Genomic DNA, 25,541 nt, shown 5'->3' with positions numbered 1-25,541 from the left:
ATTCACCTTGGCATGTCCAATCCATTCTTTTAGGAGCAAACCAAGCAAAAGCAAAGCTTAAAATTACTTTTTGCTATGTTTCGGGTGCAAAATTACAACTTTTTGTTAGAATAAAGAAAAGAATAGTAGCATTTTGTCTTTACTTTATCACAACAATAACATATTAACGCATATTAGATTAAAACATATGGTAAACTGAAAAGAAAAATATACTATTTAATTACAATCTGTAAAATACTATCATTTTTAAGATAAACAAAGCGTATCCAGGGCATATTATACGCTCATAGATATGCAACAAAGTATTCAGGGCATTATACACAGTTTCTTACCCCCCATATCATACAAAGAAATGCCGATAGCTCTTTGACGGAACTATCGGCATTTAAAATAAAAAATAAAAACTTAAACCTACCAACGTAAGATTATATCGTAAAACCTAAGAGCCTATTATGGCTGCAAGGTAAAACCTACTACCAGATAAGCTTTTTCTGTGCTAGGGTTAGCAGCTACCTGAGCGAAGACTGGAACAGAGAAAGAATCTGTAATCTTCAAATCCTTGGTAGCTTTCAGTGAAACATTGGTAACTGCAAAACCATTGGCATCACCATAGAAAGATGTTGCAAATGGAACTGCGCCTATACTTGCTGCCCAATCACAACCGCCCAACTTGAATGGGGCTGTAGCCTCAACATATGAAGAATAAGCACGGTCACCATCCTTATTTAATCCATCATTGCCTGCAAAGTTGGTGTACCAGTTCAAGGCAACTGGACCAAAGTCATAACCTACATTTGCCTCAAAAACATGAGAAGTTTCATGTGCCTTATAGGCGAAATACTTCTCGTTAGGAGAGTTGAACCAGTAATCGGTCACGCCGATATGGAAACCACCGGTTTCATAAGCCAAGGTAAGGTCAAACTCCTTAGTATCCTCTGGCTGAGAGATACCTACACTTCCCCAAGCTGTCAGAGACAAGCCCTTGTAACCAATACCGAGTGTTGGCTGCAAAGAGACTTCTCCCAGTGACTGACCACGCCAGTAATACTGGTTTACAACATCTGCAGCGATTGTAGTTTCAACCTCATCCTGAGCAGAAGCAGCAGGAGCAAAAGCAACCAAACCGAGTGCAAGGGCACCCATCTTCTTTATATCAAAAATCTTCTTCATATTCTCTTATTTTTATGTGATACATTTTTGTTTTTAAAAGTTTCGGCAGCAAAGGTACTGCAAATCGAAGACAACACAAAATAAATCGCGATTTATTTATATTGTTGAGATGCAGCGTACCTTATTCAATGGTACTAATAAAACTCTGCTCGCCAAAACTTCTGCTGAAAAATCTCTCTCGCTCGCTATATGAAAGTTTCTTTAGTTGTAGCAACTCTCACCATGCTCATAGATATCGAGACCTTCTTCCTCGATTCTCTTGTCAACACGGAGACCAGCAATCTTCTTGATACCCCAGAAGAGGATGATACCTGTTACGGCTGCCCAAAGGTCGATGCAGAGGATACCGAAGCACTGAGCACCGAAGAATCCGAAGCCACCACCATAGAAGGCGCCACCATCAAGAGCGAAGAGACCAGTCATCAAGGTACCGAAGATACCACAAACACCATGTACAGAACTTGCACCTACAGGGTCATCAATATGAAGCTTGGTATCAATGAACTCAATAGAGAATACCAAGATGATACCTGCCAAGAGACCGATGATGGCTGAACCCAATGGACTAACCAAATCGCAACCAGCAGTAATGGCTACCAAACCAGCCAAGATACCATTCAATGTCAATGAGAATGATGGCTTGCCATACTTAATCCAAGATGTGAACATGGTACCCAAACCACCGCAGACTGCAGCCAAGTTGGTTGTCAGGAATACGTGACTGATGGCAACACGGTTAACCTCACCAGAAGCAGCGAGCTGAGAACCAGGGTTGAAACCGAACCAGCCGAACCAGAGGATGAATACACCAAGAGCAGCAGCCATCAGGTTGTGACCTGGGATAGCAGTACTCTTACCATTGCGATACTTACCAAGACGAGGACCTAAGCAGATAGCACCAACCAAGGCAAGAACACCACCAACACTATGTACGATGGCAGAACCTGCGAAATCATGGAAGGCTGCACCGAAGGTGTTCATCATGAACGAACCTGCCTCGCTGTTGCAAAGCCAACCGCCACCCCATGTCCAGTGACCCTCTACAGGGTAGATAATCAATGAAATGAAGAATGAGTAAACGCAGTACATGGAGAACTTGGTACGTTCTGCCATAGCACCTGAAACGATGGTAGCACTAGTAGCGCAGAATACGGTTTCAAACATCAGGAAGCCTTCAGTAGGAAGACCGGCTGCATTTGTATAGAAAGACAAATCGCCGAAGTTAGGCATACCGATGAAACCGGCGCCATCACTACCAAACATAAATCCGAAACCTACGAACCAGAAGAGAACGGAACCGATCATAAAATCGACAAAGTTCTTAAACAAGATGTTCGCTGTATTTTTACTACGGGTAAAGCCCGCCTCGCAGAGGGCAAATCCCGGCTGCATGAAAAAGACCAACATGGCTGCCAAGAGCATCCATACGGTATCTACTGAAATTCCTAAATCCTGTACACTCATAACATAAAATCTTTAAAGTGTTCTTTAAACCTGAAAACTATTCTCTCTCCTCCAATTAGCATTTTATTTCTCCTGCTCAGCATTATAGAGAGCGATGTCGCCTCTTTCACCTGTACGGATTCTTACGGTATCCTCTACAGGAATTACAAAGATTCGACCATCACCAATCTCGCCTGTACGGGCAGCCTCCTGGATGGCATTAATCGTTTTCTCTACGTTCTTGTCGCGCACGACAATATTCAGCAACACTCGCTCGATACTACTGGTATCATACATGACACCACGATAGATTCGAGCCTGTCTCATCTTGCCCTCTCCTCTTACATCGTAGTAAGAGAACCACTCAATGTCGGCGGCAAGCAAAGCTTCCTTTACATCCTCAAACTTAGTCTTACGGATGATTGCTTCAATCTTTTTCATGTTAATCTCTCCTATTAATTAATTTACATTTTGTTTATTTTCTGGTGCAAAGGTACGACATTTTGCTTAATATTTCACGATATTATTTACTTTTTGATATTAATATTTTCGTTTAGTTATTATTTTGTATAGTTCTTTTTAAAATACAGAACAAAATGAAAGCAAATTGCACATTATTCGTTTCATTTTGAAACAAACAATAAAAAACCGCTTGAAAGGCCCCAAAGACCCCTCAAGCGGCAAACCTAAAAACAAACTCTCAACCCTAAAACTAGGGTCACTTTATTATTTAAACTTAATCTTATACCCGTATTTCCGCATATATCTGAGTTTTATAACGGAAATTTTATTTTGCCTTTATTTTGAATGTAAATTCACGATCAGCATAATGGAGACGATACTTCTCCATAGGCTTGGTCATCCAACTGTCGATGCAGCCCAATGGATACTGGCATTTCTGGATATGCAACTGCACGAGTCCCTTATCCACCAGATCACCACTGTGTTGTCCCCATGCATGCGTCTTCTCGATACCAGAATCCAAATCCTCTACCAGATAAGGGATGGCACTGCACTCCATAGGTTCATACCCCTCGAAGGTAATCCCCTTGCCGGTGGTTGGATTAAAGATAGAGAAATAGCGGATATCGGTATGGTTACCACTCTCCTGCGGACGGATATATGGATAATATTCATCCTTCACGTCAGACTCGTACTTGCCGATAAAAGCAGAAGAAAGACGATCTACGTAGTTCTCTTCAGGACCTCTACCATAATACTCGAGCTTAGAGAAAGTAGCAGGCATCTGCAACTGCAGACCGAATCTGAACAGATCGGCAACCTGAACCTCCTTGTCGGTAGTCATCTTCTGGGTAACATTCACCTCGCCCGCAGCACTGATGTCATAGCGGAGCATCAGCTGAGCTTTCACTTCAGGCATATCGAAGAGAGCTGTCAGCACCACATTGTCCTTACTCACATTTTTGTCGAAAGACTTCAGAGTCATCTGCGGGTTCTTCCATACTCTCATCTCCTTCTGCAGAGATGCACCATAGTCATTATCGGTAGGAGCACGCCAGAATTCCGGAGTCATACTCTCACGGAACTTCAACATCGGTTCACCATCTACATCGAGATAATCTATCATACCCGTCTTCTTGCCTATGGTAACAGACATTCTCTGTGCGCTGACCTTCACATAAGAGTTGGTTTCCTCCACCTCCATACTGCTTGTCTCCTGCACCTTACCCTTCTTGGTTGGCGCAGCAGCAACAGCAGGAACCGCCGGTTTGGCAAACTGATAATCGCTGATGATAAACTGCTGGCGAGCCATCACCTGGCCCTTGTCTACCAGCGGCTGTGTGCCATCGCTTGCAAAAGCAAAGTTAAGAACAATCTCCTCCTTTGCATGCTTCGATTCAGCCTCAGCCACCGCATACTTCAGTTCATCACTCTTGATCAGTTTGGTAGCCTGAGGAGCAATACCCTTTGTTTCAGGAATCTCAACTGTAGCCAGTTTCACACCATTGGCATAAACCGTAGCGGTCAGGTTCAAGTCATCGATATTCTTGAAGAAGTTCTCGTTGTAAACCTTGAAAGCACCATTCACAGCATCCAGGTCCTTGATCCATACATTCTGATGATAGTACTGAATCTCGTAAGCATGAGGATTCAGACGGCGGTCTGGAGCAATGATACCATTACAGTTGAAGTTATAGTCACTTGCCGGATAGCGGCCGTAATCTCCACCATAAGTAAAGATTTCCTTACCGGTGACAGGACTCTTGTCACGAATGCCCTGATCTACGAAGTCCCAGATATAGCCACCCTGATACTTAGGATACTTACGGATAAGGTCCCAATATTCCTTGAAACCACCTTCCGAATTACCCATGGCATGAGCATATTCGCACTGGATGTATGGTTTAACACCATCACTCTTGCAATATTTCTCACTCTCCTCGTAGTCGATATACATCGGACAGTAAATATCAGTCTTGCTGTCATAACCGCCACGCTCATACTGAACAGGACGGGTCTTGTCGAGCGCTTTCACCCAGTCATAGGTCTTTTCGAAGTTGATGCCGTAACCACACTCATTACCCAAACTCCATACGATGATAGAAGGGTGATTGATAAAACTTTTCACATTACCTTCATTGCGCTCGATGTGAGTCTGGAGATACTTAGGGAACTTAGCGAGTGATTTTTCCTCATATCCCATACCATGAGATTCGAGGTTAGCCTCAGCAGTAAGATACAGTCCGTATTCATCACAGAGTTCATACCAGCGAGGATCGTCAGGATAATGGCAGGTACGAACCGCATTGATGTTCAACTGTTTCATGATTCTGATATCCTGAATCATGCGCTCTACACTTACCACATATCCACCATCCGGATCTATTTCATGCCGGTTGGCACCCTTAATCAGTACAGGCTTGCCGTTCACCAGCAACTGGGCGTTCTTGATTTCCACATTGCGGAAGCCCACCTTCTGCGGAATCACCTCCGCTACCCCCTGCTTATTCTTCAGAGAGATGTATACCTTATATAAATAAGGTGTCTCAGCAGTCCAAGCCTTCACCTTCGGTACTTTGATTACACCCTGAGCTCCGGTAGCCGATGCTATTTGCTTGCCATCCTTATCACACAAGACAACAGTCACATCAGTCTTGCCGCCCTTCAGCGCTATCTGATAGTTCAGGATACCATCCCGATAATTATTCATCAAACCGGCATCAAGACGGATATCGGCAGCATGAAGTTTCGGACGTGCATAGAGATAAACCTCACGGGCTATACCAGTAAAGCGCCAGAAGTCCTGATCCTCGAAATAAGAACCATCGCACCAGCGCATCACCTGCATAGCTATCAGGTTTTTGCCCGGCTTCAGATACTTGGAGATATTAAACTCGGCAGCCACCTTGCTGTCTTCACTATATCCCACATACTTGCCGTTCACCCAAAGGGTCAGGTTGCTGGTAGCCGAACCAACATGGAAATAGACATCCTTGCCCTTCCAGTCCTTAGGAAGTTCGAAGGTACGACGATAAGAACCCGTATAGTTGTTGAGTTCGCTGATATATGGAGGATTTGGGTCAAACTGGGTAGCCCAGGCATAACCGACATTCTTATAAGTAGCATCTCCATAACCGTTCAGTTCGAACAGCCCCGGTACAGGGAAATCCTTCCACTCCGAATCGTCATAGTTGGCTGCATAGAAGTTGGCAGGACGCTTGTTATGATCCTTCACGAAGTTAAACTTCCACATGCCTTCCATCGAAAGATAGTTGGCCGACTTCTTCTTGTCAAAACTCTGTGCTTTGTCAAGGGTCTCGTATGCAAAGAAAGCAGCACGGCGAGGTTCGCGGTTCTGCTGGTTGATATCCACATTATGCCAGCGCGACTCGTTCTGAGCCGCCACGCCATTGCCGACAGACAGCAAGGCGAGGCAAAGCGATACATTTGCTATATTTCTGATGCTCATATCTGTTTATTATTTTCTGAAAAACATAGAGTTATCTACTGGTGTAAACTTCTGTTCGCTGTCCTTGCGCATTTCAATGCCGAGACTGCTCCACCATGAAGGCCAGCCGCCAACGATATTGCTGAGGAAGACCACCTTGAAAGGATGCAATCCCTTAGCCAATGCTACAGAAGTATCATGATTGGTACCAGCCTTCACATCCCCCTCGTTGCTGATCATGAGTTTGTTATCAATCCAAACCTGCTCCAGACGTGAAGAGAGATAATAGACACCATCCTCCGGAATATTGATGTAGCCCTCAGCGATGGCTGCATAATTATTGGCACCGCGCAAGGTAGCAGCATCATCCTTCTGCTGAATCTTCATCTGCTCCAAGCCCTCGATGTTTGCACACTCCCAGGCAGCATCAGCCCATTCCAGCTGGTCAACCTTCAGATAGTTGCCCTTAATGCGCTTCATCTGTAAACCAGGTTTTGCGCCCTCCACCTTAACAGCAGGAGCATAAGTCTGCTTCTCAACATCAACGGTTCTGATACGGCTCATCTTGCCTGAAGGCAATATGGTTGCTATCTTGATGATGGTGTTTCCACTCACCCTGATAGGCTCTGCATAAGCCGAAGAAGAAGGAGTTGGTGTACTTCCATCCAATGTATAAACCATCTTCATAGGACGCGAGGTGGTAAAGGTTACCGCAGTATCCCCAGTAATGACTACCTTATCACAAGAACCGAAAGGCTGCTCAGGCAATGGGATATGATAACGGATATGGCGCTCGTCCAGACGAACACAGTTTGCATCCAGTCGGCGGCAGAAATCCTTGAAGTTTTTCCTGCTCACTGGCGACCATGCAATCTCAGAGAGAGCAATGGCACGAGGATACATCATATACTCCATCTTGGCATTGGAATACATATATTCCGACCAGTTGTTACACTGAACGCCCAGGATATGATGAGCCAGTCCCAACGCCTTGATGGTATCAGGTACCGGATTATAATTATAGGTAGAAGCCAGATATCTAGGAGGACTAGGAATGGTTACAGGCTCCACCTTGCTGTCGCCCTGATACCAGTCGAGATACATACCGTCGCTGCCCGGCGTCATGATGACATCATGCTTCTGCATGGCAGCCTCGATACCTCCTTCCGTTCCACGCCATGACATCACGGTAGCATTCTCACTCAATCCGCCTTCCAGAATCTCGTCCCATCCGATAATCTTTCTGCCACGCTTCTCCAGCATTTTCTCTATGCGTTTGATAACGTAGCTCTGCAGTCTTTCCTCTGCCGAATGCTTTCCTTCTGCCTGCAAACCCTCAGTCTGAATACGCTTCTGACAGGTAGGGCAGTTTTTCCAACTGGTCTTCGGACACTCGTCGCCACCGATATGGAAGTACTTACCCGGGAAGAGAGGAACAATCTCACTAAAGATGTCATTCAGGAAGCGGAACATATCTTCCTTGCCCGGACACATCACGATATCCTCTACACCCCAAACTGTTCTCAACGACCACTGCTCACCTTTGCATGAAAGATAAGGATAAGCAGAGATAGCTGCCATCATGTGACCAGGAAGGTCGATTTCCGGAATCACGGTAATATAGCGTTTGGCAGCATAATCCACTATTTCCTTAATCTGTTCCTGAGTATAGAAACCGCCATAAAGAGAGCCATCGCCCTCGGTACGGATACTGCCCACAGAAGTAAGTTTAGGATATTTCTTGATTTCGATACGCCAGCCCTGGTCTTCCGTCAGATGGAAGTGCATGGTGTTCACCTTGAACATAGACATCAGGTCCAGTTGCTTCTTCACATTCTCGACAGAAATGAAATGGCGGCATGGATCGAGATGGAATCCACGGTAGCCGAAGCGTGGAGCATCCTGGATATCACAGCATTGTGCTACCCATTTCACCCCATCCACCCGGGTTGCGCTCTCTATCTGGGCAGGGAGTAACTGCATGAAACTCTGCATACCGTAGAAGGCGCCCTTGGCGGTCTTCGCCTTGATAACAACCCCCTTGGCGGTTACGGTAAGGCGATAACCTTCCTCGGCAATTTTCAGCGAAGGAGAAATCTGTATAGAGATATTCCCCTTCTTTCCACCTACCGTTACCTCATAACCTGTAGAAGCCTTCAGTTTGTCTGCCATGTACTGGGCGATATTTCTGCCTTCAGCCGTCTGGTAAGCGATTACCACCTTCTGTGGCAATACGAACTCCCCTTTCTGTACCAGAGTCTTCACCGGTATCGGAATAATATTAATATCGGCAGCAGATGCCGGAGTGGAGATACCACCCAGCATCGCTGCACAGGCTACAAACGAGCCTAATAAACGATTGAACTTTGCCATAACATTAAATATATTAATAAGGTATTACAATGGTTTGTACTCCACGAAAGCCTCCATGGCCTCATAGCATGCCAGACCCAACTGGTCGTAGAGCGATGCAGTAGCACGGTTACGGTCCTCGGCTCTCTGCCAGAACAGGCGCTCATCATTACCCAAGAAAGGAGCACTCTCCATCTGCGACTGATGCTTGAGAATAGAGTTACGCTTTGCCCGCAACTCCTCAGGGCTCAAAGGAACACACATTTCGATATTCTCAATCTCCCATTCTGCCCAGGCACCACGATACATCCAGATGCGACAGTCCTTCAACCATTCTGCACCCGCTTTCTTCTCTTCGTCGATAGCTGCCAGAACGGCATCAGTACACTTCTTGTGGGTTCCGTGAGGATCAGCAAGGTCGCCGGCAACATAAATCTGATGCGGCTGCACCTTCTGCAACAGAGCTCTCACTACCTCCACATCCTTCTCGGTCATAGGCAACTTCTCTATCTTGCCGCTCTCATAGAATGGCAGGTCGAGGAAGTGGACATGGTCAAGCGGAATATCATTATAGGTACAAGCGATACGAGCCTCACCACGGCGAATCAGTCCCTTGATGGTCAGGATATCTCTTGTATCGAAATCACTCTCCTTCTTCTTGGCAAAGAAGGTCTTGATTTCCTTATATTTATTAGAGATGATACTATCCTTTGAGTCAGCAAAGAGTTGGTTGAAACCATTGATAAAGTGCATGAATCTTGTTACTTCCTCATCACCCACAGCAATGTTTCCTGATGTTTCGTAAGCTACATGCACATCGTGGTTCTGCTGTACCAGTCGACGGATGGTTCCTCCCATTGAGATAACATCATCGTCTGGGTGTGGAGAGAATACGATAACCTTCTTAGGGAATGGTGTTGCACGCTCCGGACGATAGGTATCATCGGCATTTGGCTTACCACCTGGCCATCCGGTAATGGTATGCTGCAAATCATTGAAAATCTTGATATTGGCATTGTAGGCTGAACCATAGAGAGCCAGAAGTTCGCTCAGTCCGTTCTCATTATAATCCTTATTGGTCAACTTCAGGATAGGCTTACCGAGTTTCTGGCAGAGCCATACCAGTGCCGAACGCACCAGTTTATCACTCCACTGGCATGAAGTTACGAGCCATGGATGCTCGATACGCGTCAGATGGTGAGCTGCACCCAGGTCGATGACAACATGTGCATTCGGATGAGTCTGGAGAAATGATGCCGGCAGGGTATCTGTGATAGAGTTCTCCACCACCTTCTGCATAATCAAAGCCTTCTCTTCGCCCCAGGCTGTCAGATAGATGCTCTTGGCAGAGAGTAAGGTAGCGATACCCATGGTGATCGAACATGGAGGAATGGTTTCCTTGGTCTGCTCGCTGTTCTCCATCTCTTCGCGAGAAGTATTGCCGATGAGGATAATACGGGTCATCGACTGGATGCCCGAACCTGGCTCGTTGGCAGCAATATTACCCGAACGGCCTATACCTATAAGGGCTACATCGAGACCGCCAAAGGTCTTGATACGCTGCTCATAAAGACGACAACTGTCCTGTACGGCATCCTGTGCCACAAAACCATCCAGTGTAAAGATGTTCTGCTCAGCCACATCCACATGATCAAGGAAACGCTCCTTCAACTGGTTGATGGTACGGAGAGAACTGTCCTTCTGAAGCGGATAATATTCGTATGCATTGAATACAACAACATTGCGGAAGCTCAGGGTCTTCTCGTTGTAACGGTGAACGAGTTCATCGTATACAGAATAGAGAGAAGAACCGGCGCCCAGCGCCATCACATAGAATTTGCCTTCCTGCTGTGCTGCCTTGATGCCTGCTTCTATTTTATCAGCTACATGACTGGCACCTTCTGTCATAGAGGCAAAGATGTCTGTATGAATCTTCTCCATTCTGGAGATTTCAGAATATTCTACAGTCGTCTTTGGCCTGTAGAACTCCACAGGTACTTTATTGAGTACGATTTGTGAACTAAGATTGAGTCTCATATCTTTATCTATATTTAAATAGGTTATGTTATATTTTCTTTTTTAAAATGACGGATTAGAGTTCAGATGCCATTGCTGCAGCACCTAGGATGGCAGCCTTGGCACCATCCAGTCCGCTCATCAGGAACTTAGCCTTACCTTTATATAATGAGAGCACATGTTCGTTATATGCTTCTTCAATAGGACGGAAGAGCAGATTGCCAGCCTGTGCCAATCCTCCGAAGAAGATAAAAGCCTCCGGGCTCAGAAAGGTAGCTATCTCTGCACAGGCCTTGCCGATTCTTGTACCGGTTTGTCTGAACACTTCCTGTGCCAGTGTATCTCCTGCCATGGCTGCCTTATAAACTGCATAAGATGTAATTTCTTCCCTTGGAATATTTCTCAGCTCAGTTGCCACGGTTGATGCTTCGAGCATGGCTAAGGTAGTACGGACCACGCCTGTAGCCGAACAGTAGGTCTCCAGACAGCCCTTTCTGCCACAGCCGCATGGTCTACCGTCAGGATCCACTACCATGTGTCCCAACTCACCGGCGAAACCGTCGCAACCATAAATCAGCTGCCCGTTAGCCACGATACCCGATCCTACGCCTGTTCCGAGAGTGAGTTCTACGAAGTTTTTCATGCCAACCGCAGCACCATATTTCATTTCTCCCATAGCAGCTGCATTTGCATCATTGGTAATAGCAACCGGAATGCCCAGTTTCTCTGAGAACATGTCAGCCAGCGGTACAATACCCTTTGCCCATACCAGGTTTGCTGCATTTTCAATGGTCCCCTTGTAATAGTTACCACAAGGCGCACCGATGCCCATGGCACGAATTTTCTCCATACCACCTACCTGTTCTACTATCTGCATCACAGCTTTTACCGACTCCTCTACGTATTGTTCCACGCATTGGAATGTCTGGGTCTTGATTGAGGTTGTAGCTATTATTTCTCCGTCCCCATCAACGATGCCGAAAACGGAATTGGTTCCACCCAAATCCAAGCCAATCACTAAAGACTTTACATCGTATTCCATACTTCTTTTAATTAATAGGTTAAAATCGAAAAATAACGAGGAGCGATACAAACTTTCATTTATTAAATTCTTTATTAACGCTCAGTTCGTTACTAAAATATTTTATTTTGCAAAGTTACTAGTTTTATCAAACACAACAATGAAAATAGCGTTAATATTTCTAAAACAGAAACATTTTTTATACTTTAAGTCTCCTTACGGCTGAAATACCTGTACTTTGTTCGCATCTGATGCCGATTAAGTGTAACCCCCTTTTGTGCACTTACGTATCCAACCTCTCTATATATAATAAGGTATAGAAGAAAACAAGATGTCCGAAAACGACGAAAAGTATACTATTTTTCGTCGTTTAAGTTTTATTAACAGCAAAAATATTGCACCAATACAGAAAAACCTTATCTTTGCAACTAAAAAATATTAGTTATGAAAGCTGACTTAATAAAATATCTTAGAAAGATAAATAAAAAGCCCTCAGCTCAGGGCAAGCTCCTGGAGCAGTTTATCTCTCACGGAGCCTCCACCATCCCAGAGATGTCGAAGGCTATCGGAGTTAGCTTACCGACAACAACAAGTGCCCTCAACGAGTTGATAAAAGAAGGACTCGCCAGAGAGATTGGAAAGAAAGACAATTCTTCGGGACGCATCCCGATGGTTTACGACCTCGTTCCAACAGCAGGCTACTTCATCGGCGTCAATCCTGAGATGAACTGCCTGGCACTTGCAGCAAGCGACTTCGCAGGCAATCTGATTACCGAAAAAACAAGAGTGCCTTACGTATATGAGAACTCTCCTGAAAACCTGGAAGAGATAAGCAGAATCATCAATGAGTTTATCGAAAGCCTTCCTGTTTCAAGAGAAGAAATTCTTCAAGTTTGCGTGAACGTGGCTGAGCGCGTGAATCCTGGACAGGGAAATGCCTACAACATGTTCACCTTCCTGAAAGAATCATTGACCGACAAGCTGACTCAACTCATACAGCTACCTGTATGTATCGAGAACGATACCCGGAGCATGGCTTTCGCTGAGTTGATTAAGGGACAGTGCAAAGGCCTGAAAGACGCCATCTTCGTGAACGTATGCTGGGGCATCGGGATCGGAATCATCATCGACGGCAAACTCTATTACGGCAAGTCGGGATATTCTGGCGAATTCGGTCACATGACTGCCTACAACAACAACATCATCTGCCACTGCGGCAAGATTGGTTGCATAGAAACAGAAGTTTCGGGCAGAGCACTCAAAAGGAAACTCATCGAGAAGATAAAGGAAGGAAAGACTTCCATCCTCTCTGAAAGAGTTCTGAAAAAGAATGAAGACCTATCACTCCAGGATATCCTGGACGCCATAGCTAAGGAAGATGTACTGAGCCTTGCCACACTGCAACGCATAGCAGATGAACTTGGCAAACAGCTGGCAGGAGTCATCAACATCTTCAACCCAGAAATGCTGGTCATCGGAGGAGAAATGTCGGTTACAGGCGACTACCTCACGCTACCGGTAAAGATGGGTATCAAGAAATTCTCTCTCAACATCATGAATGAGGATTCTAAAATCGTTACCTCAAGTCTGAAAGGTCTTGCAGGAATCACGGGAGCCTGTCTGATGGCAAGATACCGGTTTCTGAATGAGAACATCGACAAATAAGGAATTTAAACAACCAATACAAAACCTATTTTAAGTATGAAGAAGTCTCTTCTTGTTGCACTATGCCTGGGGCTGGCAGCCATAACAGCTGCTGCCCAGCGCACCTACAGCCAGGTAGACCCCATCCAACCTGTGCCAACCGCCAAGCAGATGGCATGGCAGAAACTGGAAACCTATGCTTTTATCCATTTCGGCCTCAACACCTTCAATGATAAGGAATGGGGATACGGAAATTCGGATGTAAAGACCTTCAATCCTAAGAAACTGGATTGCGAACAATGGGCAAGAACTCTGGTTGCTGCGGGCATGAAAGGAGTCATCATTACTGCCAAACATCACGACGGCTTCTGCCTCTGGCCTACACGCACCACAGATTACTGCATCCGCAACACACCTTATAAGAATGGTGAAGGTGATGTGGTAGGAGAACTCTCCCAAGCATGTAAGAAATACGGTTTGAAATTCGGAGTTTACCTCTCGCCTTGGGACAGACACCAGGCAAGCTACGGTTCTCCCTACTACCTGAAGCTCTACCAGCGCCAGCTCAAGGAACTTCTGAGCAACTACGGTGAACTTTTCGAAGTATGGTTTGACGGAGCCAACGGAGGAGACGGCTGGTACGGAGGTGCCGAAGAAAGCAGAACCATCGACAGAAGGAACTACTACAATTTTCCTAGAATTTTCGAAATTGTTGACAGTTTACAACCCAATGCCATTCTTTTCGGTGATGGCGGACCGGGATGCCGATGGGTAGGAAATGAAAATGGATTTGCAGGCGAGACCTGCTGGTCTACAATACCATCCAACACCGTCTATCCAGGCTTCAAAGACTACAAACAGTTGCAGTTTGGATGGGAAGACGGCGACCAGTGGACACCAGCTGAGTGCGATGTTTCTATCCGTCCGGGATGGTTCTACCATGAGAAAGAAGACAGTAAGGTAAAAACCGTTGAAGACCTGTGCGATCTCTACTACAAGAGTGTAGGACACAACGCTACCATGTTGCTCAACTTCCCGGTAGACAAAGATGGACTCATCCACCCTATCGACTCTGCAAATGCAGTAAACTTCCACAGGAAAATCCGACAAGAATTATCTGTCAATCTACTGAAAGGCATCACACCTAAAGTAGACAGCCAGCAAGGCAAGCACATTGGCAAGAATATCACAGACGGCCAGTATGACACCTTCTGGGCTTCTAAAAAGAAAAAAGATGCCTATATCGAGTTTCAACTCGGAAAGCCAAAATCTATCACACGCCTCATGCTCCAGGAATACATACCTCTGGGGCAGCGCGTAAAAGCCTTCTCAATCTATTACCAACAAGGCAAAAACTGGGTAAGGCTCGACCCTAAGGAAGAGACTACCACTATCGGCTACAAGCGAATACTTCGCTTCGATAAGATTACTACAAGTGGCATCCGCATCGTAATCGACGATGCAAAGGGATGCCCTTGTATAAACTCTGTTTCAGCATTCTAATAACTAGAAAGAAGTACGAAAAATTTTATAACTAACAATAAATAATAGCCCTATGAACAAAAGAGCAAATTTGTATTTTGCAGCGCTTTTAGGTGCGATGTCACCTCTTTGCACTGTTTCTGCATTGGCTGCTCAAAGCAATTCTACCATTGCTACAGCTACCCAGCAGCAAAACTCATGTACAGGTACTGTTAAAGACGCTACCGGAGAACCTATCATCGGCGCTACCATCAGAATCGAAGGTAAGACCGGTGGAACCGTAACTGACCTGGATGGTAACTTCACCCTCAGCAACATCGAAAAGGGTGCCAAACTTACTATCACTTATGTGGGTTACAAATCACAGACCCTCACATGGAGCGGTAGTCCGCTCAACATCACTTTGCAGGATGATGCCAACATGCTTGAAGAGACCGTAGTCATCGGTTACGGTACAGTAAAGAAGGCTGACTTGGCAGGTTCTGTGGCAGTTTTGGACAGCAAGAATTTCAAGGACCAGCCTGTTGCACGTGTTGAGGATGCCCTCAACGGACGTATGTCTGGTGTACAGGTAATGTCAAGCGGTGTTCCTGGTGGAGCCATGAAGATTCGTGTACGTGGTACCAGTTCCGTAAACAAGAGCAACGACCCTCTCTACGTAGTAGACGGTATCGTTCGCGAGACAGGTCTTGAGGGTATCAGCCCAGAAGATATCCAAAGCATCCAGGTATTGAAGGACGCATCTTCTACCGCCATCTATGGTGCCCGCGGTGCCAATGGTGTAGTTATGGTACAGACCAAGAGCGGTTCTGCCGGTGCTACCCAGGTAACATTCGATGCAAGTTTCGGTATCTCTAACGCTTACCACATTCCTGAGGTAATGGGAACCAAAGAATATGCACAGGCTTTGATTGACTACAAAGGTGTAGCCAAGAGTGCCATGCAAGGTTATCTTGACGGAACCAAACCAGGTATCGACTGGATGGACGAGTTGCTCCAGACTGGAATCACCCAGAACTATAAGGTAGCAGTTTCTCAGGGCAATGAGAAGACTCAGACCTACTTCTCTGCCAACTATATGGACCAGAAGGGTGTTATCACAGATACAAAATCAAGACGTTACGCCATCAAGGCTAACATGCACAATAAGATTTTCGACTGGTTAGAGATGACCACCGATATCAACCTTGCTCAGACCGACAACTCTGGTGCAGGTTTTGCGCAGAACCAGTCTAACCCTATCTGGGTAGGCTTGAACTACTCTCCAACGATGGAAATGATGGCACCTAACGGCAACTACAATGTGGACCCTTACAACAATATTCAGAACAACCCTTACGGTATTCTCCATGATGGCGACAACGACCGCAAGCGTACCATGGTAACAGGTCACATTGACTTGAAGTTCAACCTTCTCAAAGGCTTGACATTCACTACCACCAACGGTATCGACTATAATGATTATAAGTGGTACAACTTCACTTCAACCAGAGTAAATGTTTCAGGTAACTCCATGACAAATGGCGATGCTACAGTAACCGCTTTGCAGTCTACCAACAATTTGACTTACATGGGCAAGTGGGGCGAGCACGCATTGACAGCTACCGGTGTATGGGAAGTTTCTTCTAACGAGGTTCGCAAAATGCAAATGACCGGTACCGGTATTGCCCACGAGCAGTTAGGTTACTGGAATATCCAGGATGCAGCTTCCAAGAATCCGACTAATGGTTACAGCAAGTGGACCATGCTCTCTGGCGTTGCCCGCGTCATGTACAACTATGCCGACCGCTACATGCTGACCGGTACATTCCGTGCCGATGGTTCCAGCCGTTTCACCAACAAGAAGTGGGGTTACTTCCCATCTATCGCAGGTGCTTGGACTGTATCTAACGAAAAGTTCTGGGAGCCTATCAGAAATGCAGTAGAATACATGAAGATCCGTGCCAGCTATGGTATCATAGGTAATCAGGACATCGCTCCTTATTCTACTCTTGGAACTTTGGAATCAACAGGTTTCTCATACGGAACAAACCAGTCTTATACAGGTTACTGGGCAAACAGTTTTGCTACACCAGACCTGACCTGGGAGAAGGTTCACCAGTTTGACCTCGGTGTTGACCTCGGTTTCTTCGGTAACCGTTTGAACATCAGTTTCGACTACTTCAACAAGACCACCAAGGATGCTCTTTTGCAGACGGCAGCTCCTGGCTACCTGGGCGGAACCAGATATTGGGTAAATGCCGGTGAGGTAAACAACAAGGGTGTTGACGTAACCATCAATGGTCAGATTATCCAGACCAAGGATTGGTCATGGTCATCTACCTTGAATGCCAGCTACATCAAGAACAAGGTAACCAAGATGACAGCCGATGAGCCTATCATTTATGGTGAGAAGCCAGCTCCTGGTACTGTTGACCCATGTACTATCATCAAGGAAGGTGAAGCTATCGGTACATTCTACGGATTCAAGTGGGCTGGAGTAGAAAAGAACGACAAGGGACAGTATGTAGACATGTATTATGCAGCAGACGGAACCAAGACTGCTTCTCCAAATGCAGGTACAGACCGTTTCGTATTGGGTCGCTCAAATCCTGATGTCACATTAGGCTGGAACAACACCATTACCTATAAGAACTGGGACTTCAACATATTCTGCAATGCAGCCTTCGGTGCAAAACGTTTGAATATCGTACGTTTCGCAATGAATGCAGAGGTTGGTGCTTCAAGATTCGTTACAGACAAGGAGCATTTCAGTAATATAGGTGTAACAATGCCTACCATCGGTGCAGAGAACAAGAACTATGGTAATTCAGACAAGTGGCTCGAGAATGCCGACTACTTCCGTTGTGAGAATATCAGCGTAGCTTATACATTCCCACGCAGCGTAACCAAGTTGGCAGACATCCGTCTTTCACTCTCAGCTCAGAACCTCTTCACCATCACAGGTTATAAGGGTATTGACCCAGCAGGTGCTTCTTTCAGTGATGCCAACGTAGACCGTGATAATGGTTTGGATATGGGTGCTTATCCTAATCCTCGTACCATCACAATGGGTGTTCGTGTAACCTTCTAAATTCAACAATCTAAAAACTGTAAGAATTATGAAAACTAAGAAATTATTATATACAGGTTGCTTCATGGCAGCTTCCATGTTGTCACTCACATCATGTGGCGATTTCCTGGATGAGGATCCAAAGGGTCAGTTGAATCCAGAAACATTCTATACCATCGAAGACGACTACACCGCAGGCGTTAATACGCTGTACGATAAAGTGAATCAGACACAAAGTTGGACTAACCCTATGTATCCACAGTGGCAGGGAGACGATATCACAGCTAACCCTGGTTCCAACAAGCAGGCTTGTGCTGCGCTCGATGCATTTGATTCTGATGGTGCCAACAAGGGTGTTACAGAAGCCTGGACTCAGCATTATGCAGTTATCAAGACTGCCAATCTGATTATCGAGGGCTCTGAGAAATTTCCTGGTGATAAAGCTAAGATTGCTACCGCATTGGGAAACGCTCACTTCTGGCGTGCTTACTCGTACTACTATCTGGTACGTGTATTCGGCAAATTGCCTATTATCACTAAGACCAACATAGAACAGTTTGATGCTCAGCCATCTGAGATTGAGAAAGTATACGAATTGATCGTTCAAGACTTGAAGGATGCCATCAACGAACTTCCTACAGGTTATGACAAGGAGCCTGCCCGCTTGTTCGGAGTTGACGTTTGGGCTACCAAACAGGCTGCACAGTCTACCTTGGCAGCAGTTTATATGTCAATGGCAGGTTATCCGCTCAATAAGGGAACAGAATACTATAAGCTCGCTGCTGAGTTGGCTAAGGATGTCATCACCAACAATGGTACTTATGGCTTCATCTTGAACCCAGACTGGAAGGAAGTTTACTCTATGGGTAACAATTACAACATGGAGACCGTGCTCGGTATCAACAACGATGCCAAGGGTTGGTGGGATCATGACTCACAGCTTTCTTCCTGCTGTCGCTTCGAAGGTCTCGGCGATGGTGGCTGGGGTGACGCCTGGGGCGAAATTGCTTTCTGGAAGAGATATCCAGAGGGACCTCGCAAGAATGCTATTTATGCTCCTAAAGTTACATTCCAGGAGACTATCACTGAGAAAATCGGCGATAAGGAAGTTAAAAAGGATAAGATCAGCAAGGCCGTTTACTGGTGGGAACTTGACAACAATGGCAAACCTGTCGTAGATGCTTATCACCCTATGTTCACTATCTTCACTGTCAATGCTGACGAAAAGGGTAATATGCTCAAACAGCCATACGATTACATGGGAATCAACTATAAGGGTATGGTTAATGACCGCCGTCATAACCTCATCCGCTATTCAGAGGTTCTCCTCTGGTATGCTGAGAGTGCAGCCCGTGCAGGCCTCTCTGACTTGACAGAAGCTAAGAACTGCTTGAAGCAGGTTCGCAGCCGTGCCGTAACAGATGTTGAAAATGTGACACTTGGCGACGGAACTACCGTAAAGATCGACAACATGAGCGCTGCCCAGCTTGCTGAGGCTTGCTACATCGAACACGGATGGGAAGTTGCAGGTAACTGGGTATCTATGGTTACCCGCCGTTCAGATGAGCTCCGTATGGACGAGCTCAAGAAGAACTTCGAGTATCGCGTTGCCAATGCTCCTATCGTTGTTGCGAAAGAGGGTGGCAAGGAATATACTGCCAAGGAGAGCGTTACCGTTAAGGGTACTTGGTCTGAGGATAGAATTTACTGTCCATATCCAACAACCGACGGTGAGAAGAACCCAAACTTGAAGAGGTAAACTTTTTAAGTAATCAATTCATAAGAAATCAACTATTCTATGTTATGTCAACACATCATGTACGAGAATAGACTAGGTTGTGTGCCCTTTCTGTCGTGAAACAGGAAGGGCACTGTTTTTTATGAGAATAAGAGAAATACTCTTAAGAAATATCCCGATTTTTTTGGTAATTACGAATATTCAGCGTACCTTTGCAAGATATAACTTAATACAAAACATTATGGCTAATAATTATCAACCTTTCAACCGATCTTTGCTGGCGATGGCTGCCCTGCAAGCCTTGCCGCTATCTCTCTTCACCCAAAACACCCCGCCCAACATTCTCTTCATACTGTGTGACGACATGGGATATGGCGATCTGGCTTGTTACGGCCAACCTTATATCCACACACCTAATATAGACCGGATGGCGCAGGAGGGGATGAGATTCACCCAGGCTTATGCCGGTTCTCCCGTCTCGGCTCCGTCGAGAGCTACCCTCATGACTGGTCAGCATACGGGACATACACATGTGCGTGGGAACAAGGAATACTGGAGAGGTGTGCCAATGGTAAAATATGGCAACAACGAGGAGTATTCTGTCGTAGGACAGGAACCTTACGACCCGCAGCATAAGATTCTGCCCGAAATCATGAAGGACAAAGGATATAGAACCGGCGTATTCGGGAAATGGGCTGGCGGATATGAAGGTTCAGCTTCTACTCCCGACAAGCGTGGCGTGGACGAATTCTATGGCTATATCTGCCAGTTTCAGGCTCATCTCTATTATCCTAACTTCCTGAACCGCTACAGTCGTACAATGGGAGATACAGCGGTGATAAGAGAGGTAATGGAACAGAACATCCAGCATTCGATGTTCGGCAAGGATTATTTCAAGCGCAAACAGTATTCTGCCCGCATCATCCACGACAAGGCACTGGAATGGATTGACAGACAGGATAAGGAACATCCTTTCGTAGGATTCCTTACCTATACCCTGCCGCATGCCGAACTAGCCCAGCCGGAAGACTCTATTCTAGAGAATTACCAGAAACAGTTCTTTACCGATAAAACCTGGGGCGGATGGGAAGATTCGAGATACAACGCTGCGGTTCATACCCATGCACTGTTTGCCGGAATGATTACCCGACTGGACCAGTATGTGGGCGAAATCTTCGCCAAGCTGAAGGAGAAGGGACTCGACAGGAATACCGTTGTCATCTTTACTTCAGATAACGGGCCGCATGAAGAAGGTGGTGCTGATCCAGAGTTCTTCGGTCGTGACGGTAAGTTGAAAGGTCTGAAGCGCCAGTGCTACGAAGGCGGCATCCGCATACCATTTATCGCCTGGTGGCCTGAGCATATCAAGGCAGGAGCGGTGAACGATACCCAGTTTGCCTTTTACGACCTGCTGCCTACTTTCTGCGATTTGGCTGGCATCAGAAACTTTGCCAAGCGTTATACCAACAGAAAGTTGGCTGGTGATGGTTTCGACGGAATCTCTATCGCTCCTACCCTTCTGGGCAAGGATGCAGAGCAGAAACATCACGATTACCTGTACTGGGAATTTCACGAAACCGACCAGATTGGCGTGAGAAAGGGCGACTGGAAACTGGTGGTAGTAAAAGGCGAGCCGCGGCTCTATAATCTGGCTTCCGATATCCACGAAGACCATAATGTGGCGGCAGAACATCCTAAGATTCTTACCGAACTCCTGGCTGCCATCAGAAAGGAGCATCGAGACAGCAAGGATTTCGAAATTACGCTGCCTAAGTTCTGATTTTCTCTCCCGGTTACAGAGAGATAGAGATTACAACTAGATTCAAGAAAAAATGATGAACGACAACATAGCTAATCCCTTTGCCAAGCCACTCTATGTAATGCTGAAGCCTGCGGGTGCCCATTGCAACCTGGCATGCAAATACTGTTATTATCTGGAGAAGAACAAGCTCTATCCCACTGCTCAGCGACATCTGATGAGCGATGAAATGCTGGAACAGTTTACCCGAGAATATATTGAGGCGCAAACCATGAACCAGGTGCTCTTCACCTGGCATGGTGGCGAGCCTCTGCTGCGCTCCATCGACTTCTACCGCAAGGCTTTATCCCTACAGCAAAAGTATGCTGGAGGCAGGTGCATCGACAACGTAATTCAGACCAACGGCACGTTGCTGACCGATGAATGGTGCGAGTTTTTCGCCCAGAACCATTGGCTGGTAGGCATCTCTATCGATGGTCCGCAGCCTGATCATGACCATTACCGGCTGACGGCTGCGGGAAAAACATCGTGGAAGAAGGTGATGCAAGGCATCAAACTGCTGAAGAAACACGGGGTGGAATGGAATGCGATGGCGGTGGTGAATACCTATAATGCCAATCATCCGCTGGAGTTCTACCGCTTCTTCAAGGAAAACGGCTGTCAGTTTCTGCAGTTCACACCTATCGTTGAGCGACTGACCCGACATGAGGATGGCCGTACCCTGGCAAGTCTTGCCGACAAGAATGAGATTCCGCTGAGCGAGGCATCAGTTGCGCCGGAGCAGTGGGGCTACTTTCTCTGTGCAATTTTCGATGAATGGGTTCGGAAGGATGTGGGCAAAATCTTCGTTGAGATTTTCGACTGCACACTGGCAAACTGGATGGGTATTTCTCCCGGCATCTGTGCTTATTCCAAGGAATGCGGTCATGCGGGAGTGATGGAGCACAATGGCGATGTTTATTCCTGCGACCACTTTGTTTTTCCGGAGTATAAGTTGGGCAATATCCGTGACCATTCGCTCATCGACATGCTTTATGGCGAGCAGCAACAGGAGTTCAGCCGTCTGAAACACAGTTCTCTTCCCCGCCAGTGCAAGGAGTGTGACATGGAGTTTGCCTGTCATGGAGAATGCCCAAAGAACCGCTTCATGAAAGATAAATATGGCGATTCCGGTCTCAACTATCTCTGTCCGGGTTATTACCATTATTATCAGCATGTAGCGCCCTACATGGATTACATGAAGCAGGAACTCATGTCGCAGCGCCCACCTTCGAACATCATGAAAGTTGTACAGTAAGCATGACAGATTCTAAAAAAACAGCAAAATACTTGGGAAAAAGTCAGAAATATCGTACCTTTGCAGGCAAAAAGCAATTTTACGAATATGAAAAGAATCAAAATGCCACTATTGGCAAGAATCATCATTGCCATCCTGTTGGGTGTAATCTTCGGCAATTTCTTCAATGAAGCGGCCGTCAGAGCGTTTCTCACCTTCAACGGCATCTTCAGCCAGTTTCTGGGCTTTATGATACCGCTCATCATCATCGGTCTCGTAACACCAGCCATTGCCGACATCGGTCACGGAGCCGGAAAACTCCTCCTTGCCACTGTGGGCATCGCCTTTGCCGACACCATCCTGGCGGGTCTGCTAGCCTATGGTACAGGTTCGGCACTCTTTCCACACATGATAGCCAACTCAGCTCATGTGGCAGTAGATAAGGCTGAAGAACTCAAACCCTTCTTCGAAATCAAGATACCTGCCATGGTAGATGTGATGAGTGCCCTCGTTTTCTCGTTCATTGCCGGACTTGGCATTGCCCACAAAGGCAGCCGCACCATGCAGAACGTTTTTCAGGAATTCAAGGAAATCGTATCAGGTGTCATTGCCAAAGTCATCATTCCCCTACTGCCCCTTTATATCTTCGGCATTTTCCTGGGCATGACTTTCTCCGGCGAAGCCTACCACATTCTGCTGGTCTTCGCACAGATTATCCTCGTGATTCTCGTACTTCATATCGTCATCTTACTTTACGAATATCTGTTGGCTGGCGGCTTGTCCCACAAGAATCCTTTTAAGCTGTTGCTCAACATGTTGCCAGCCTACTTCACGGCACTTGGCACATCATCATCAGCAGCCACCATTCCGGTAACACTGAAGCAGACCTTGAAAAACGGCGTCACCGATGGCATTGCCGGATTCACCATTCCGCTCTGTGCCACCATCCATCTCTCGGGATCAATGATGAAGATTACCTGTTGTGCGCTCACCATCTGTCTCATCAATGGTATGCCTTGCAATCTTCCTCTCTTTCTCAACTTCATCTTCGTGCTCGCCATCTGCATGGTAGCAGCTCCAGGAGTTCCGGGAGGAGCCGTCATGGCAGCGCTAGGTCCGCTAGCCTCAGTTTTAGGTTTCAATGCTGATATGCAAGCACTTATGATAGCCCTCTATATTGCGATGGACAGTTTCGGCACCGCCTGCAATGTAACCGGCGATGGCGCCATTGCTATAGTCGTGGATAAGATCTTCAGAAAGGATAAATAAAAAATAAAAGAGGGTGCGTCACAGACTTATGACGCACCCTCATCTTTATATAAATCTCTCTCTATTTCTAAAGTGATTCACATATATATATTATGTATATCGTATGTTCTATTCTTACTTGCTCAAGCTAACAGAATGGCTCATGTTAGTCATTTCTGGAATTGAGTTTACTACGTGTTTCAAGAACATGCCCATGCAAAGAACCATACCTGAAAACATAACTGCGGCGAAAGCCATTGTAAAAATAGTCATCATAATTATTAACCTTTTTAAAATTTATTATTTGTTATTCCTTAAACACGAGTGCAAAGTTAACACTTTTTTATTGAATAACGGTATCTTTTGCCGAGAAATATCATTGCAATATGTTTTTCTTGATATGGGTCAACCACTTGTTTTTAGCCTTAAAAATGACATTTTGCTATCGGATATGTTGTTTTTGTGGCAATAATTTATATATATCATTTTTCTCGCTTTATTATGTGTGTAACAAGATAGGGATTCCTGTCAGATGATAAGAAGTCAGAATCGAAGTGAAAGCCAATCATCGAACTTCACGTTCTGGAAGGTATGGATGCCCAGTTTCTCGGCAGCCTCACAGTTTTCCTTCAGATCATCGATGAAGAGAGTTTCATCGGGATTGATGTTCGCCTGCTTGACTACCTCTTCATAGATACGTGCATCAGGCTTAGCCAAATGCATTCGCTGAGAGAGGAAACAGTGCTCGAAATAATCCTCTACCCCATGGTTCTGATAAGGGAAGAGATGCTCCACGCAATAATCCCAATGTATATCAATGGTATTGCTCAAGAGGAAGAGGCGGTAACCAGCCTTCTTCAACTGCAGGAGTCGCTTCTTTTTCTCATCAGGAATCTCCACCAGCATCTTGTTGGCAGCATCGATGATCTCTTCATTCGTCACATCAGCTCCAGTCAACTTACGGGCTGCATCGCAGAATGCTTCGGTGGTAATCATTCCCACACCCAGTTTGCTCATCAGCTTCATCCCCTCACTCTGAGGATTCGGATTAGCCAGTTCCCCCATTCCTATCGCCTTGAAAGCCCCGATGCATCCTTCCGGATTGAGCTTCACCAAGACATTTCCCAAATCAAATATGATATTCTTGTATTGCATAATCTATACCTTATTATAAATCACACTTTTAATCTTTAATCAGATACTTACTGCAAAAGTACTGTAAATTCGGGAGAGAACAAATGATTTGGAAAAGGAATGGCGGGAATATAACATTTATTAGTAAAAGAGGAAAGCCTATGTATGAGAAATGTTGGCTCTTCGCAAATTTTGGTGCATAATGCCCAACTGCAGAATTCTTTAAGAAAGTTTTATATAAAATGTTAGCGATTGTCCGACAAAAAATGTAAGTTTATTAGTGTTCAAAAAATAAG

14 protein-coding genes and 1 pseudogene are annotated in these 25,541 nt (G+C 45.8%); 7 read left to right on the top strand and 8 right to left on the bottom strand.

Annotated elements, in window-relative coordinates; translation table 11 throughout:
• Positions 1-450 precede the first annotated feature (450 nt).
• The 7 genes from NNC77_RS13895 to NNC77_RS13865 all read right to left on the bottom strand — a co-directional run bounded on the left by NNC77_RS13895 (position 451) and on the right by NNC77_RS13865 (position 11,933).
• Positions 451-1,170, bottom strand: a complete 720-nt coding sequence (locus NNC77_RS13895; protein ID WP_119228188.1) for a hypothetical protein — start codon at positions 1,168-1,170, stop codon at positions 451-453.
• A 201-nt stretch (positions 1,171-1,371) separates the two neighbouring features.
• A complete protein-coding gene (locus NNC77_RS13890) occupies positions 1,372-2,634 on the bottom strand; it encodes an ammonium transporter (protein WP_118153030.1) in 1,263 nt (420 codons plus the stop codon).
• A gap of 63 nt (positions 2,635-2,697) precedes the next feature.
• Positions 2,698-3,054 carry a P-II family nitrogen regulator gene (locus NNC77_RS13885; protein WP_022120874.1) on the bottom strand — a complete coding sequence of 119 codons (357 nt, stop codon included), beginning with the start codon at positions 3,052-3,054 and terminating at the stop codon, positions 2,698-2,700.
• A 346-nt stretch (positions 3,055-3,400) separates the two neighbouring features.
• On the bottom strand, positions 3,401-6,544 hold the full coding sequence (locus NNC77_RS13880; RefSeq protein ID WP_254971382.1) for a glycoside hydrolase family 2 TIM barrel-domain containing protein: 3,144 nt from the start codon (positions 6,542-6,544) through the stop codon (positions 3,401-3,403).
• 9 nt (positions 6,545-6,553) lie between these two features.
• The gene (locus tag NNC77_RS13875) at positions 6,554-8,896 is read right to left on the bottom strand and encodes a family 20 glycosylhydrolase (RefSeq protein WP_254971383.1); all 2,343 of its coding nucleotides are present in this window, start codon (positions 8,894-8,896) and stop codon (positions 6,554-6,556) included.
• Between the two features lie 24 nt (positions 8,897-8,920).
• Complete coding sequence (locus NNC77_RS13870) at positions 8,921-10,912, bottom strand: glucosamine-6-phosphate deaminase (RefSeq protein WP_254971385.1); 1,992 nt, start codon at positions 10,910-10,912, stop codon at positions 8,921-8,923.
• Positions 10,913-10,967: 55 nt separating this feature from the next.
• Positions 10,968-11,933, bottom strand: coding sequence for an ROK family protein (locus NNC77_RS13865; RefSeq protein WP_234563828.1), 966 nt, complete (start codon positions 11,931-11,933; stop codon positions 10,968-10,970).
• A 423-nt stretch (positions 11,934-12,356) separates the two neighbouring features.
• On the opposite strand from NNC77_RS13865, the gene NNC77_RS13860 reads away from it, so the two are divergent.
• From NNC77_RS13860 to NNC77_RS13830, 7 genes and pseudogenes are all read left to right on the top strand, one after another.
• Positions 12,357-13,577 carry an ROK family protein gene (locus tag NNC77_RS13860; protein ID WP_254971386.1) on the top strand — a complete coding sequence of 407 codons (1,221 nt, stop codon included), beginning with the start codon at positions 12,357-12,359 and terminating at the stop codon, positions 13,575-13,577.
• Between the two features lie 36 nt (positions 13,578-13,613).
• Positions 13,614-15,056: pseudogene (locus NNC77_RS13855) on the top strand (alpha-L-fucosidase); the annotation flags it as partial.
• A gap of 55 nt (positions 15,057-15,111) precedes the next feature.
• Complete coding sequence (locus NNC77_RS13850; protein ID WP_254971388.1) at positions 15,112-18,111, top strand: SusC/RagA family TonB-linked outer membrane protein; 3,000 nt, start codon at positions 15,112-15,114, stop codon at positions 18,109-18,111.
• A gap of 28 nt (positions 18,112-18,139) precedes the next feature.
• Positions 18,140-19,849 carry a RagB/SusD family nutrient uptake outer membrane protein gene (locus NNC77_RS13845; RefSeq protein WP_254971390.1) on the top strand — a complete coding sequence of 570 codons (1,710 nt, stop codon included), beginning with the start codon at positions 18,140-18,142 and terminating at the stop codon, positions 19,847-19,849.
• Between the two features lie 220 nt (positions 19,850-20,069).
• Positions 20,070-21,608: an arylsulfatase gene (locus tag NNC77_RS13840; RefSeq protein WP_437183291.1), complete on the top strand. Its 1,539-nt coding sequence runs from the start codon at positions 20,070-20,072 to the stop codon at positions 21,606-21,608.
• 55 nt (positions 21,609-21,663) lie between these two features.
• Entirely contained in the window at positions 21,664-22,884 is a 1,221-nt protein-coding gene (locus tag NNC77_RS13835) for an anaerobic sulfatase-maturation protein (protein WP_254971394.1), read from the top strand.
• 87 nt (positions 22,885-22,971) lie between these two features.
• Positions 22,972-24,132, top strand: a complete 1,161-nt coding sequence (locus NNC77_RS13830; protein WP_118080185.1) for a dicarboxylate/amino acid:cation symporter — start codon at positions 22,972-22,974, stop codon at positions 24,130-24,132.
• Between the two features lie 522 nt (positions 24,133-24,654).
• On the opposite strand, the gene NNC77_RS13825 is transcribed toward NNC77_RS13830, so the two are convergent.
• The gene (locus NNC77_RS13825; RefSeq protein WP_254971391.1) at positions 24,655-25,266 is read right to left on the bottom strand and encodes an HAD family hydrolase; all 612 of its coding nucleotides are present in this window, start codon (positions 25,264-25,266) and stop codon (positions 24,655-24,657) included.
• Positions 25,267-25,541 lie beyond the last annotated feature (275 nt).

It is taken from the genome of Segatella copri (assembly GCF_024330485.1).
GTDB lineage: Bacteria > Bacteroidota > Bacteroidia > Bacteroidales > Bacteroidaceae > Prevotella > Prevotella copri_L.
Note: the sequence above shows the minus strand (reverse complement) of the source record. Positions and strands in the feature narration are given on the sequence as shown.

Coding starts and splice junctions, on each gene's coding strand:
- NNC77_RS13840 (WP_437183291.1), top strand. CDS start 20,070: ATGGCTAATAATTATCAACCTTTCAACCGATCTTTGCTGGCGATGGCT.
- NNC77_RS13890 (WP_118153030.1), bottom strand. CDS start 2,634: ATGAGTGTACAGGATTTAGGAATTTCAGTAGATACCGTATGGATGCTC.
- NNC77_RS13830 (WP_118080185.1), top strand. CDS start 22,972: ATGAAAAGAATCAAAATGCCACTATTGGCAAGAATCATCATTGCCATC.
- NNC77_RS13865 (WP_234563828.1), bottom strand. CDS start 11,933: ATGGAATACGATGTAAAGTCTTTAGTGATTGGCTTGGATTTGGGTGGA.
- NNC77_RS13885 (WP_022120874.1), bottom strand. CDS start 3,054: ATGAAAAAGATTGAAGCAATCATCCGTAAGACTAAGTTTGAGGATGTA.
- NNC77_RS13880 (WP_254971382.1), bottom strand. CDS start 6,544: ATGAGCATCAGAAATATAGCAAATGTATCGCTTTGCCTCGCCTTGCTG.
- NNC77_RS13850 (WP_254971388.1), top strand. CDS start 15,112: ATGAACAAAAGAGCAAATTTGTATTTTGCAGCGCTTTTAGGTGCGATG.
- NNC77_RS13835 (WP_254971394.1), top strand. CDS start 21,664: ATGAACGACAACATAGCTAATCCCTTTGCCAAGCCACTCTATGTAATG.
- NNC77_RS13845 (WP_254971390.1), top strand. CDS start 18,140: ATGAAAACTAAGAAATTATTATATACAGGTTGCTTCATGGCAGCTTCC.
- NNC77_RS13825 (WP_254971391.1), bottom strand. CDS start 25,266: ATGCAATACAAGAATATCATATTTGATTTGGGAAATGTCTTGGTGAAG.
- NNC77_RS13860 (WP_254971386.1), top strand. CDS start 12,357: ATGAAAGCTGACTTAATAAAATATCTTAGAAAGATAAATAAAAAGCCC.
- NNC77_RS13870 (WP_254971385.1), bottom strand. CDS start 10,912: ATGAGACTCAATCTTAGTTCACAAATCGTACTCAATAAAGTACCTGTG.
- NNC77_RS13895 (WP_119228188.1), bottom strand. CDS start 1,170: ATGAAGAAGATTTTTGATATAAAGAAGATGGGTGCCCTTGCACTCGGT.
- NNC77_RS13875 (WP_254971383.1), bottom strand. CDS start 8,896: ATGGCAAAGTTCAATCGTTTATTAGGCTCGTTTGTAGCCTGTGCAGCG.